11 protein-coding genes are annotated in these 12,818 nt (G+C 57.2%); 6 read left to right on the forward strand and 5 right to left on the reverse strand.

Features of this window, described 5'->3' with window-relative positions; translation table 11 throughout:
* Nucleotides 1-2 precede the first annotated feature (2 nt).
* From buk to ENN40_11120, 5 genes are read left to right on the forward strand one after another with little or no spacing between them, the layout of a single operon-like run.
* Nucleotides 3-1,067: a butyrate kinase gene (gene buk, locus ENN40_11100; protein HDP95888.1), complete on the forward strand. Its 1,065-nt coding sequence runs from the start codon at nucleotides 3-5 to the stop codon at nucleotides 1,065-1,067.
* Between the two features lie 18 nt (nucleotides 1,068-1,085).
* Nucleotides 1,086-1,667 carry a hypothetical protein gene (locus ENN40_11105; protein ID HDP95889.1) on the forward strand — a complete coding sequence of 194 codons (582 nt, stop codon included), beginning with the start codon at nucleotides 1,086-1,088 and terminating at the stop codon, nucleotides 1,665-1,667.
* A gap of 4 nt (nucleotides 1,668-1,671) precedes the next feature.
* On the forward strand, nucleotides 1,672-3,027 hold the full coding sequence (locus tag ENN40_11110) for an insulinase family protein (GenBank protein HDP95890.1): 1,356 nt from the start codon (nucleotides 1,672-1,674) through the stop codon (nucleotides 3,025-3,027).
* Nucleotides 3,011-4,429, forward strand: coding sequence for an insulinase family protein (locus tag ENN40_11115; GenBank protein ID HDP95891.1), 1,419 nt, complete (start codon nucleotides 3,011-3,013; stop codon nucleotides 4,427-4,429). Before ENN40_11110 ends, ENN40_11115 begins: the two co-directional genes overlap by 17 nt.
* Nucleotides 4,430-4,481: 52 nt before the next feature.
* Complete coding sequence (locus ENN40_11120; GenBank protein HDP95892.1) at nucleotides 4,482-5,780, forward strand: asparagine--tRNA ligase; 1,299 nt, start codon at nucleotides 4,482-4,484, stop codon at nucleotides 5,778-5,780.
* A 4-nt stretch (nucleotides 5,781-5,784) separates the two neighbouring features.
* On the opposite strand, the gene ENN40_11125 is transcribed toward ENN40_11120, so the two are convergent.
* From ENN40_11125 to ENN40_11145, 5 genes are all read right to left on the reverse strand, one after another.
* Nucleotides 5,785-7,482 carry a glutamine--tRNA ligase/YqeY domain fusion protein gene (locus ENN40_11125; protein ID HDP95893.1) on the reverse strand — a complete coding sequence of 566 codons (1,698 nt, stop codon included), beginning with the start codon at nucleotides 7,480-7,482 and terminating at the stop codon, nucleotides 5,785-5,787.
* Nucleotides 7,479-9,008, reverse strand: a complete 1,530-nt coding sequence (locus ENN40_11130) for a glutamate--tRNA ligase (protein HDP95894.1) — start codon at nucleotides 9,006-9,008, stop codon at nucleotides 7,479-7,481. The genes ENN40_11125 and ENN40_11130 overlap by 4 nt, the downstream gene beginning before the upstream one ends.
* Nucleotides 9,009-9,105: 97 nt before the next feature.
* Nucleotides 9,106-9,816, reverse strand: a complete 711-nt coding sequence (locus ENN40_11135) for an anaerobic ribonucleoside-triphosphate reductase activating protein (GenBank protein HDP95895.1) — start codon at nucleotides 9,814-9,816, stop codon at nucleotides 9,106-9,108.
* On the reverse strand, nucleotides 9,813-10,007 hold the full coding sequence (locus ENN40_11140) for a hypothetical protein (GenBank protein ID HDP95896.1): 195 nt from the start codon (nucleotides 10,005-10,007) through the stop codon (nucleotides 9,813-9,815). The genes ENN40_11135 and ENN40_11140 overlap by 4 nt, the downstream gene beginning before the upstream one ends.
* Nucleotides 9,976-12,132, reverse strand: coding sequence for a ribonucleoside triphosphate reductase (locus ENN40_11145; protein ID HDP95897.1), 2,157 nt, complete (start codon nucleotides 12,130-12,132; stop codon nucleotides 9,976-9,978). Before ENN40_11145 ends, ENN40_11140 begins: the two co-directional genes overlap by 32 nt.
* A gap of 227 nt (nucleotides 12,133-12,359) precedes the next feature.
* On the opposite strand from ENN40_11145, the gene ENN40_11150 reads away from it, so the two are divergent.
* A partial coding sequence (locus tag ENN40_11150; GenBank protein ID HDP95898.1) for a zinc transporter ZupT occupies nucleotides 12,360-12,818 on the forward strand: 459 nt, incomplete at its 3' end.

The following is a 12,818-nucleotide window of genomic DNA, read 5'->3' on the forward strand; positions in this document are numbered from 1 at the left end:
CGATGCCCAAAACCATATTAATCATCAACACCGGAAACACCTCAACCAAGGTGGGCTTGTACACAGACGGCATGCTGGATGACGCCACCGTGATCCGCCACGACGATGCGGAACTGGCCCGATTTACCGGGATCAACGATCAAAAGGAGTTCCGCGAAAGCCTGGTGCTGGATTATCTCAAATCCCACCAACTCGACGCCGGCGTGTTGGCGGCGGTGGCCGCCCGCGGCGGAATCCTCAGACCCATGGAGAGTGGAACCTATCTGGTGGATGAAACCATGATCCGCGACTTGATCGAAGCCAGGCGGGGATTGCATGCGTCGCACCTTTCCGCGCAGATCGGTTATTCAATCGCGCAGAAAGGCGGCATAGATTGCTATATCGTAGATCCCATCACGGTTGACGAGTTCGACCCCGTGGCCCGCATATCCGGACATCAAGCCTTTTCCCGGGAAATGCGCACCCACGCCCTGAACCTGAAAGCGGTGGCCAAGCGTTTCGCCAAAGAAACCCTTCGCCGATACACAGACCTGAATCTCGTTGTGGTTCATCTGGGAACCGGGGTATCCATCTCCATGCACCACAAGGGGCGAATGGTGGACGCCATGGATCCGTGCCAGGAAGGCGCCTTTTCACTGGACCGTGCCGGGGGCCTGCCCATTCTACAGGTGGCCCGGTATATCACGAAAAACCGCATGGAATATGATGCATTTTCGCGCATGGTTTTCGGCGAAGGCGGCGTATATTCCTACCTGGAAACCCGGGATTTCAAACAAGTCACCAAGCGCTTCCATGAGCATGACGAGGCCGCCGTGAAAATCGTTCACGCCCTGGTTTACCAGATCGCCAAGGAAGTGGGCGCTTTATCCACCGTGGTGTGCGGGGCTCTCGACGCCATCTTGTTGACCGGCGGCATGGCGTATCAAGAGTATTTCACGGACCTGATCAAACAACGGGTTCGTTTTCTGGCCCCGGTTCACTGCTATCCCGGGGAAGATGAGATCCAGGCGCTGGCGGAGGGCGTATTCCGAATTCTAAACAACGAAGAGAGGGCACTGAAATACTGATTCGGACGATGAGAATCCATGAATGAACGCAAACCGAAATGGCTCGGGGATTCCCGCATTAAAAGCACGGAAGAGCATATTCGCGCAATTGAAAGCCGCATTGAAAACCTGAAAATTCACTATAACCAGTTTTTTGCCGGAGAGATCACCGCCCCCCCTGAAAAGGAACGCGAAACCATCGAGATGTTGATTCGCCGATTGCTGAGCGAAGAGCACCGTTCCCCCCGCATCAACCTGCTGGTCCAGAACCTGGCCTCCCGCTTCAACCTGTTTAACAACCGCTGGCTGAAGCAACTCCATGAACTGGAAGTCGATTATCATCCGCAAAAGCGGCAATCGGAACGCTCCGCCGCCGGGGGCAAAACAATATCCCCGACCACAAAATTCCAGGAAATCGACGTCAGCCTCAACCGTGAAGATTCGTTCGAACAACTGTTCAACAGCTATCGAAACATGACGCTCAATCCCGCGATTTCACTGGAGGCCAAAGAGAAATGGATCAACTCCTTGAAAGCAAAGATGATCTCCGCCAACCTGGTGGACGCCAAGATCAGTATTGCCCGGGAAGAGGGCAAACTGAAGGTCCGGGTGAAGAAATGAGCGGATGCCTGGATTGACCAGCCCGAGGGTTCCCCTGTACAATGGATTGGTGAAACGAGTTTTGCTGGGACTGTTGGCCGTTTGTTTTATTCCCCTTTCCACCCATGCAGATACCGGGGCTCCTTACACCTATCAACTTCCCTCCGGAATGACGGTGATCTTGTGTCCGATCCCCGGCATGCAGGCCACCTGCGTACTGACCTACCATAAAAACGGAGTGCGCCATGATCCCCCGGCCATCCGCGGTGCTTCATTCCTGTACCAGTACCTCATGATGTTGGGTACGGAGAACCTGGATGATTTTGATCGTTTGATGTTTATTCGCAGGAACGCCGGTGAAAGCAACGTGCGTGTGGGCATGGACTACGCCTATTTTTCGCAATTGATCCCGGATCACACCATTGCCAACGCGTTATGGCTGGAGCATGAACGCCTGACCTCCCTGCTTTTTTTCGACCCGTCCGTGAATGCGCAAAAGCGCAATCTTTCCCAACGTTTGTCTGCCCTGGTTCGTGAAAACACCATATTCCGCGCCCAGGAATGGGTGCGCGCCAAGGTTTTTGAAAACACGGTTTACCAGGACCCGGTATACGGTTCGCTTGACGTCCTGCGCAACCTGGACAACGATTCAATCCGCAGCCGCTACCCGGTTTTCCAGAATCCGGAAAACATCATTCTCGTGCTGAGCGGTAGCTTGAAAATCCGTGAAGCCATATCGCTGATTCGAGAGCATTTTCCCCTTAACAGCGATGGTGCCGCAATAAAGTCTCCACCTTTTGAGGCGATTCCGCCGCGCGAGCAGGCGGCCAGAGAAACCTGGAAAGATACAGACACCAGTATGAACGCGATCATTTACGGGTTTCGCACCCCTGGATTGGTCAGCGAGGATTATCTGGCTTTCCAGATTATCCAGTCTTTCCTCACCGACCCGCGCCATTCCCGCTTGGACCGCATCCTCAACCAGGACAACCACCTCAACATTCGCATCGCCAGGGAGATGACGCATCAATTCGAAGCCAACGCGCTCATCTTCCGGATCTCCTCACCCAGCCGCATGGCCATTCAGAAAGCCGCCGATCTTGTCAATCAATTGCTGGACGTTCTCGCCGGCGGTAATTTGACCAACAACGACCTGCGTCAGACCCGCACACTCATGGAGATCGATTTGCGCAAAGCCATGCTGGAGCCGGAGCAGCGCGCGCTGAGGGAAGCGCAGCAAGTCCACTTATTCGGTCCCAAAGGTCTTGCGCGCTCGCCTGAGAGTGAACTGAAGGCGTTCACCATTCAGGACCTTCAACAGGTCTGTCGCAAATACCTTTCTCAAAAGAACCGTGTGATTTTCAATGTATTCAAAAAATAGTTACATCCGCATTGCGGGAATGGTTTTGATCGCCTGGCTTATCTTCAGGTTTGCCCCTGCCATGTTGCCGGCCCAGACGCAAGATACCACGTACCGTTTCACCAGCTCCAAGGGTTTGGGGCTGCAGGTCATTCCCCAACCCCATTCGCGCCTCTGTGTGGCTGAACTGGTTGTGTTGACTCCCTACAAGGGTACCTACCCGGGGATCTCCCAGATCACCTATGAAAACCTGTTCAACCCCATGCTGGCGGATGGCCACAACTCGCTGCTGACCGCGCTGAATCGCCTGGGCGGCGATTTTACCGTGATCAACGGCGGAGATCACACCCGTATCCAGGTATCCTTTCTGCCGGACAAGCTCAACGCGTTTATCCAGTTTATTGAAAAGCTCTTTACCTTCAATGACTTCAGCCAGAATCGTTTCAAATCCAGCACCCTCTATTTTGGAACCCGCATGCGCCGCACCCAGGATTGGGAAACACGGGTGGTGCATCAGCTCGCCTACAGGCATCTTTTCCCCGACCATCCACTCGGTTTCGGCCTCGTCTCCCGGGACGTCCTGACGCGATCCCGCCTGGGCCACGTGGTCACCTATTTCCGCCGCAACTTCCGCCTTTCCCACGCCACCTTGATTGTAAAGGGAGACATCAAGCCCTATGTAACATTCGGCCTGGTAGAGAAGGCGTTTAACAACTACCGCCGCGATGAAACACCCCTGAGCGTGGAAGATCCACAGGATTTTCCCCGCAGCGACGTCATTCTTTTCCACACCGGCAAGAACTCGCCCATGACCATGTTCTGGTTCAAGGTGATTCCACCGGTAAACAGTGACGCCCACATGGCCACCCTGGTCACGGAAAAGATCCTCTTCGGCATGCCGCTGGGAGTGGTTTTCCAACGCGCCGCCCTATCCGGACTCGGCAACATCCGCATTGAGACCGACATTCAGGATCATTGCCGCTTTTCCGTTATCTCGAACACGATTTCCCGCCTGCAAGCGGAAAACATCAGCCGCTTCGTTATGCTGGCGCGCAGCGAACGGCGCAAATTGGCGCTGCAGAACGTGGACCGCAAGCAATACCTTTACGCAGTCAATTACCTGTACAGCCGCTTCAAGGTCAACTCCGCCTCATTTGCCAACGACTTGCGCCTAAAAACCCTTGAAAAACTGTGCGACGTGGATATCCGCCATTCCAAGGTCGACCGGAACAACTTTCAGCGCATATTTCAACAGGTGTCCCTGGAACAGGTCAACCGATTGCTGCGCAACCAGGCGCGCGAACGCCGTGACGATTCCCAGAGCCTGGTGCTGGGAGATGTGGTCATCATTACAGGAGACGCGGATCAGATCGCCCCCCACCTAAAGATGTTTTCCGTTTCAAAATACCAGCCGGACTGGTAACCCTGGAATTCGCCCGCTTGACTTGAACCGGCCGGGTTCCTATAATTGGGCAATGACTCAGTGGATTTCCATTCGTGAAGCAGCAAAGAATACCGGCCAACGAGTTGAGTTGCGCGGCTGGATCGTCAACCTACGCGACAGCGGGCGCATCAAGTTCATGCTGATCCGCGACGGCAGCGGCACCATTCAGGCCACGATCTGGTCAAAAGACCCCGATCACCCCATGTTCAAGGCCTTTGCCCGACTGACCCAGGAATCCAGCCTGAAAGTTCGCGGCACCATCCAGGCCGACCCACGCGCGCCCGGTGGATATGAGTTGCAGGTCGACCACCTGGAACCGGTCCACATCGCCCCCGAATACCCCATCGCGCGCAAAAGCCACGGCACGGCGTTCCTGATGAAGCACCGCCATCTGTGGCTGCGTTCCCAGCGGCAAACCGCCATTTTAAGAATCCGCGCCGCCATCATCCGGGCCATCCGGGATTTCATGGACAGCCAGGGTTTTGTATTGACGGATGCGCCCATCCTGACCGGCAACGCCGCCGAAGGTACGACCACCCTGTTTGAAACCAAGTACTTCGGAGAATCCGCTTACCTTTCTCAATCGGGACAATTGTACGCCGAAGCCACGGCCATGGCCCTGGGCAAAGTGTACACGTTCGGCCCCACTTTTCGTGCCGAAAAGTCCAAGACACGCCGGCATTTGATCGAATTCTGGATGATGGAACCCGAGTGGGCGTTTGCCGAGTTGGACGATATCATCCAGTTGAGTCAACACCTTCTGGCCGCGGTGGTCACCCGGGTCCTGGAGCAGCACCGGGAAGACCTGAAAACCCTGGAGAGGGATACCGCCCCGCTGGAGAAAATCGTTCCCCCCTTCCCCCGCATCACCTACGACGAGGCATTCGCCCTGCTGAAAGCATCGGGTGAATCACAAACCCCGTATGGTGAAGACCTGGGCGGAACGGATGAGACCATTGTATCCAGAAGTTTTGACCGCCCGCTCGCCATCACCCATTACCCCGCCGACATCAAGGCGTTTTATATGCAACCCGACGCCGACGACCCCAAAAAGGTTTTGTGCATGGACGTGATTGCGCCGGAAGGCTACGGAGAAATCATCGGCGGCAGCCAGCGCATCCACGACCTGGAGTTGCTGGAACAGAAAATCCGCGAACACGGCCTCAGCGAGGAAGTGTTTCAGTGGTACCTGGACCTGCGCCGCTTCGGCAGCGTGCCCCACTCCGGGTTCGGACTGGGAATCGAGCGCACCGTGGCCTGGATCTGCAAGTTGCCTCACATTCGCGAAAGCATTCCCTTCCCCCGCATGCTGTACAACCTCTATCCCTGATCTCTTACTCCAGTTTCTTTTCAATCCTGGCCCAGGTATCGCGCAGGGTAACGGAACGGTTGAAAACCAGTTGCCCCGGATGGGAATTCTTTGAATCCAGGCAAAAATAGCCCCGGCGCAGGAACTGGTAATACTCACCCGGAACGGCCGCGCCCAGGGCGGGCTCCACTTTGCACCCCGTCAGCACTTTCCGCGATTCCGGGTTCAGGAAGTCATACAATTCCTTTTCTTCCGCCGCGGCCCGGGCCCGGGGATCGGGGTCGGTAAACAACGTGTCAAACAGGCATATCTGCGCGTCCAGGGCATGCTGGACCGACACCCAGTGGGACGTTCCCTTCACCTTGCGGTTGTCCGGGGACCAGCCGCCGCGGCTTTCGGGATCATAGGTGCAATGGATCTCTTTGACCCGCCCCGTGGCTTCATCCATGAAAAAGTTCGCGCAGCGGATGTAGTAGGCATGCTTCAGGCGGATTTCACTGCCGGGCGACAGCCGGAAGTACTTTTTGGGCGGATCCACGCGGAAGTCTTCCCTTTCAATATAGATCTCCCGCGAAAACGGGATTTCCCGCGTACCCGCGGCTTCATCTTCCGGGTTGTTGACCGCTTCGAGCATCTCGACCTGGTTTTCCGGGTAGTTGACGATCACCACCTTGACCGGATCCAGGACGGCCATGTACCGCAGCGCCCGCTGGTTCAGGTCTTCGCGCAAACAGTGCTCCAGCAGGGCCAGGTCCACCGTGCTGTCCCGCTTGGCCACACCGATGCGGTCGGCGAAATCACGGATCGATTCCGGAGAGTATCCCCGGCGCCGCAGCCCTGCGATGGTGGGCATGCGCGGGTCGTCCCAACCGCAAACCCGGCCCGAAGCCACAAGACCCTGGAGCAGGCGCTTGCTCATGATGGTGTAGCTGAGGTTCAGGCGCGCGAATTCGATCTGGCGCGAGGGAAACATCTCGAGTTTTTCCAGGAACCAGTCGTACAGCGGGCGGTGGTCTTCAAACTCCAGGGTGCAGATGGAGTGGGTAATGGTTTCAAAGGAATCCGACAGGCTGTGGGCGAAATCGTACATGGGGAAAATGCACCAGTCGGTTCCGGTGCGGTGGTGTTGGGCATACTTGATGCGGTAGAGGGTGGGGTCACGCATATTGAGGTTGGGCGACTTCATGTCGATCCGGGCCCGCAGCACATGGGCGCCTTCAGAAAATTCGCCCGCGCGCATGCGCCGGAACAGGTCCAGGTTCTCTTCCACCCCTCTTTCTCGGTAGGGACTCTCCCGCCCCGGTTCGGTCAACGTGCCCCGATGGGCGCGGATCTCTTCGGCGTTGAGGCTGTCCACGTACGCCAAGCCGCGGCGGATCAGCTCCTCCGCGCAATCGTACAGACGTTCAAAATAGTCGGAAGCATAGTAAAGGCGATCACCCCACTCAAATCCCAGCCAGCACACATCATTCTTGATCGACTCCACGTACTCCTCGTCCTCGCGGATGGGGTTGGTGTCGTCAAAGCGCAGGTTGCACAAGCCGTTGAAATCCCGGGCCAGCCCGAAATTGAGGCAGATCGACTTGGCGTGACCGATGTGGAGGTAACCATTGGGTTCGGGGGGGAAACGCGTCTGCACGCGTCCGCCGTTTTTGCCGCTTTTGATGTCGGTGGCGATGATCTCACGAATGAAATTGGTGGTGATTTCCCGCTCGCCGCTCATTGCCCGTCTCCTTTGCCCGCGGCACCCGGAGGTTCCGCCTCCGGGCTCTCTTCCCGCTTTGAAATCCAGTCCAGCGCCGCGCGCAGGCGCCTCAATGTCGTCTCCCTGCCCAGGGTTTCCATCAGCTCAAACAATCCCGGGCCATGGCCGACCCCACTGAGCGCAAGCCGGGTGGGATGGATCAACTTGCCCGCGGACATCTCCATTTCTTCGGCCAGGCGACGATACAGGTCTTCCAGCTCCACCGCGGAAAACGTTTTTTGCGACTCCAGCTCGCTCAACAGGCGCTGCAGTCGCGGCGCGGCTTCCACGCGGAAATGCTTGCGCGCGGGTTTGACCTCGTATTCACGCGGGTCGCAAAAAAAATACTCCGCCTGTTCCACCAGCTCCGTGATTTTGCGGCTGCGCGGCTGCAGCAACTGAATCACCGCCAGGAGGTAGTCCGGATCGCCTGCCGCATCGCCGCTCAACCAGCCCTTGTTTTTCCAGATCTCCGTCACCGGATCCAGCAGGGTTTGCGGGTCGCGCCGCGCCAGGTATTGCCCGTTCATCCATTCCAGCTTCCGCTCATCAAACACCGAGGCCTTGGCCGATACGCGCGCCAACTCAAAAGTCGCGATCATCTCTGCGCGGCTCATGATCTCGCGGTCTTCTCCCGGGGACCAGCCCAGCAGGGCCAGAAAGTTCACCAGGGCTTCGGGCAAAAATCCCGCGTTGCGGTAATCGGTCACCGAGGCCGCCCCGTGGCGCTTGGAAAGCTTGCCGCCTCCCGGGGCCAGGATTACCGGCAAATGGGCGAACACCGGCAGTGACCAGCCGAACGCCTCGTAAATCAAGATATGGCGCGGAGTGGAAGAGATCCACTCATCGCCTCGCAGCACGTGGGTAATGCCCATAAAGTGGTCATCAACCACATTGGCCAGGTGATAAGTGGGCAAACCGTCGGATTTCAGCAGAACCAGGTCATCAAGGAGCTCGCCGCGGGTGGCGATTTCGCCCCGGATTTCGTCCCGGAAAACCACCACGCGGTTGTTTGGAACTTTCAGACGCACTACATGGGCCTCGCCCGCGGCCATTTTTTTTGCCGCTTCTACGGGATCAAGGTTGCGGCAATGCCGGTCATACCCGCCGGCCCCGGGCAGCCTGGCGCGTTCCTGCTCCAGGCGCATGGCGGCCAGCCGCTCGGGCGTGCAGAAACACGGGTAGGCGTTTGCGGAATCCAGCAATTTGCGGGCATGTGCCTGGTACAGCTCCGCGCGTTCGGACTGCACATAGGGGCCGACATCGCCTTCGCGGCCCGGGCCTTCATCCCAGTCCAGGCCCAGCCACTCCAGGCTGGAATAAATCTCATCCATGGCCTCTTGCTGGAAACGGGTGCGGTCCGTATCCTCGATGCGCAACAGAAAGCAGCCCCCGTGACGGCGGGCGAAAAGAAAGTTGAACAAGGCGGTGCGGGCGCCGCCCACGTGCATGTAACCCGTGGGTGAAGGCGCGAAACGAACTCGAACGGAATCAGCCATACTCATATCCTCGTCTGAAAAACCCGGTACGGAAGAGCGCCGGAGCGTCAGTGCCATTGTATCTAAAACCCCGCATGGGCGCAAGCGCGGCGGGAAAAGGGGATCAGGCTCCGCGGATATCGACCTGGGCGAAATGGCCGCGGGCCGCGCGGGCGGCATCATGCAGGACCGACGCCGCGTACGGTTTTACCGCTTTCATGAGCGCATCCAGGGTGACGTCTGGACGAAACTGCTGCAGGACAAAACGCGCGGCGCCCTCGATGCGCGCCGTGATGGCCGGCAGGTCTTCGGGAGCCACGATGCCGGGTACCATGGTGGTGCGAAACTCGTGCGCCGGACCGCCGTGGATAATCAAATCGATCGATTGATCGATCAGGTCCGGGTCTACCACGACTCCGGCCGCGCGGTTGTAATTTTCCTTCGCGGCTTTCAGGTCCATGGAGATAAAATCCACCAGGTTCCGGTGCAACGCTTCTTTGAGCACATCGGGGCGCGCGCCGTTGGTGTCCACTTTTACCGCCAGGCCGGTTGAACGAAGTTTTTGCAAGAGCTCCAGGATGTCCGGCTGAATCAGGGGTTCGCCGCCGGAAACCGCCACCCCGTCCAGAAATCCGGCTCGCCGCTCCAGTTCGGCAAACACCGTTTCTTGTGGGATCGCTTCGCAATCAGCGGTCCGCACCACCAGTGAAGGGTTGTGGCAAAAAGGGCAACGAAAGTTGCATCCGGCCACGAACAGGGCGGCCGCCACCCGGCCGGGGTAATCGATCAGGGTGGTGCCGATAAACCCGCAGATCTTCACCCGGCTCTTTTTCAGCTTTGCGACAGGGTGGAAGAATCCGGATCAATCAGGTTACGCTCCAGGAATTCTTCCATTTTTCCCTTGTTCCAGTTCTGAACCGGGCGATAGTAGCCCACCACGCGCGAATAGACTTCAGTGGGAATGACTTTTATGCGCACCTTTTCGGATTGCTGCTCAGTTCGCGGTTGTGTTTCTTTCTCTATCATGATCTCCTCCGTTGTTGCGGGCCGATGCCGACGTGGATGCGTTGTCGGTCTCTTTGCCTGTTTCTTCCATTACCAGGTAGGAATCCGGGTGCAACTTTGAAAGCACCTCTTTGTCCACGAAGATTTCCACGCCGTGCTCTTCCAGGTCTTCACGGCGCTGCGCGCTGGGATCGAAATGGTGGATGCCGGCGATGTAGCCCGAAGTCGGCGAAACCGAAAAAGTGGGCGTAAATGAAAAATAGGGCAGGTGAAAGCGCCGGGTGATCTTGCGGGTCAGGGCGCGCACCACTTTCCAGTCGCGAATCTGCTCTCCGAAAAACAGGTGCACCACGGTCCCTCCGGTGAATTTGCCCTGCAATTCATCCTGGTGGTCCAGCAGTTCAAACACGTCGGAAAACGCCGACACCGGCGGATGCACCGAATTGGTATAATAAGGCTCGTTTTTGCCGCTGCTGACCAGGTCGGGATAGCGTTCCCGGTCCGCCCGCGCCAGTCGATACGATGCCCCTTCCGCGGGCGTGGCCTCCAGGTTGTACATGTTGCCGGTTTCTTCCTGGATCTCCTGGATCTTTTCACGCATGAAGTCCAGCACTTCCAGGGCGAAGGTCCGCGCGTTTTCATCCACCAGGTCACTACCCAGGAAGTTCCGCACGCATTCGTTCATGCCCACAATGCCGATTGTGGAAAAATGGAATTTCCAGAACTCATCGGTGCGTGCTTTCAAGGAGCGCAAGTAAAAACGGGTAAAGGGATAGAGGCCGGAATCAGTAAAGCGCTCGATGTTTTTGCGCTTGATCTCCAATGCTTCCACGGCCAGGTTGATCTGACGCTCCAACAGGTTGAAAAAGGTTTCCTTGTCATCGGCGCGGTATCCGATGCGCGGCAGGTTCACCGTGACCACGCCGATAGATCCGGTCAGGGGATTGGCGCCGAACAAACCGCCGCCGCGCTTCCACAACTCGCGGTTATCCAGCCGCAGGCGGCAGCACATCGAGCGGGCGTCTTCCGGCTTCATATCGGAATTAACGAAATTGGCGAAATAGGGGATGCCGTACCTGGCGGTCATGCGCCACAAGGGCTCAAGGTCATCGTCCTCCCAGTCAAAATCATCAGCAATGTTGTAGGTGGGAATGGGAAAAGTGAAGATCCTGCCCCTGGCGTCCCCCGCCATCATCACCTCGGCGAACGCGCGGTTGATCAGGTTCATCTCGGCCTGGAAATCGCCGTATGTTTCTTCGCGGGTTTTACCCCCCACCACCACCGGTTTGTCCCGCAGGGTGACCGGGGGTACCAGGTCCATGGTCAGGTTGGTGAACGGGGTCTGAAATCCCACCCGCGTGGGTACGTTCAGGTTAAAGATAAATTCCTGGATCGACTGCTTGACCTCGGCGTAATCGAGTTGGTCATAACGCACGAACGGGGCCAGTAGGGTGTCGAAATTGGAAAAAGCCTGCGCGCCCGCGGCTTCGCCCTGTAGCGTGTAAAAAAAGTTTACCACCTGGCCCAGGGCGGTGCGAAAATGTTTCGCCGGCAACGACTCCACCTTGCCCCGCGCGCCGGTAAAACCCACACTTAAGAGGTCTTCCAGGTCCCAACCCACGCAATACGGCCCGAGCACGCCCAGGTCATGAATATGCAGGTCGCCCTCTTCGTGGGCCATGCGGATATCCAGGGGATACAACTTGCGCAGCCAGTACTTGGCCACCAGCTTGGACGACACGTGCAGGTTCAACCCCTGTAGGGAATAAGACATGTTGGAGTTTTCTTTGATGCGCCAGTCACGCATGTTCAAGTACTCATCGATCACCTTGATGCCGTCCAGGAAGTTCTGGCGGATGTCGCGCATTTCCGCGCGTTTTTCGCGATACAGGATGTAGGCTTTCGCCGCTTCCGCCTGTTGCTCATCGATCAACACCCGTTCCACGATATCCTGGATCTCTTCCACATTCGGAACCAGGCGAGATTGAAAGAAGCGCTCTTCGAGCACCGCGACCACCGCGTCGGTCAGGCGGGAAACCTGTTGACGATCCTTGCGGCCAACGGCGCGAAAGGCCTTGGCGATTGCGCGACCGATCTTTTCCTTGTCAAAGGGAGCGTAACGCCCGTCCCGTTTCTGAATAGACATCTCCTGCGACATGAACACACTCCTGAAAAGGGGAAAATCTCTCTCCTTCTAACAGGTATGTTACACAGCCAATCCGGGTTTGTCAACAGAAAAACACAATATATGGTGTCGTTTTTAAAATAACGACTACATATAGTGATATAGCGAGCCCGACAAGGCACATCAATGGGTTGCCTTGATCAGCGGATATGGGCTACAATATCCGCGTTTGTGCGGAGAGAAGCACCATGGAAAGTACCACTGTACTGATCGCGTTCGGGTTGACCGTGGTTGCCGGCTTGTCCACCGGAATCGGCAGCGCCATGGCCCTGCTGTGCAAACGCACCAACACCCGCTTTCTCTCCGCCGCCCTGGGCTTTTCCGCCGGCGTCATGATCTACGTCTCGTTTGTGGAGATCCTGGGCAAAGCCAGAGAAAGCCTGATCGAAATCTGGGGAGTCCGCACCGGAAACTGGCTGACCCTGGCCGCCTTCTTTTCCGGCATTCTCTTGATCGCCGTAATCGACCGCCTGGTGCCGAACGTTGAAAACCCCCACGAAGTCCACCGCGTGGAAGAGATTAAAACGGATAGTCCGAAAAGGCGGGAGGACCCCAGGCTGATGCGCATGGGGCTTATGACCGCCCTGGCCATCGCCATCCACAATTTTCCCGAGGGCATCGCCACCTTTACCAGCGCCCTGTCGGAC

The organism is Candidatus Aminicenantes bacterium (assembly GCA_011049425.1).
GTDB lineage: Bacteria > Acidobacteriota > Aminicenantia > UBA2199 > UBA2199 > UBA876.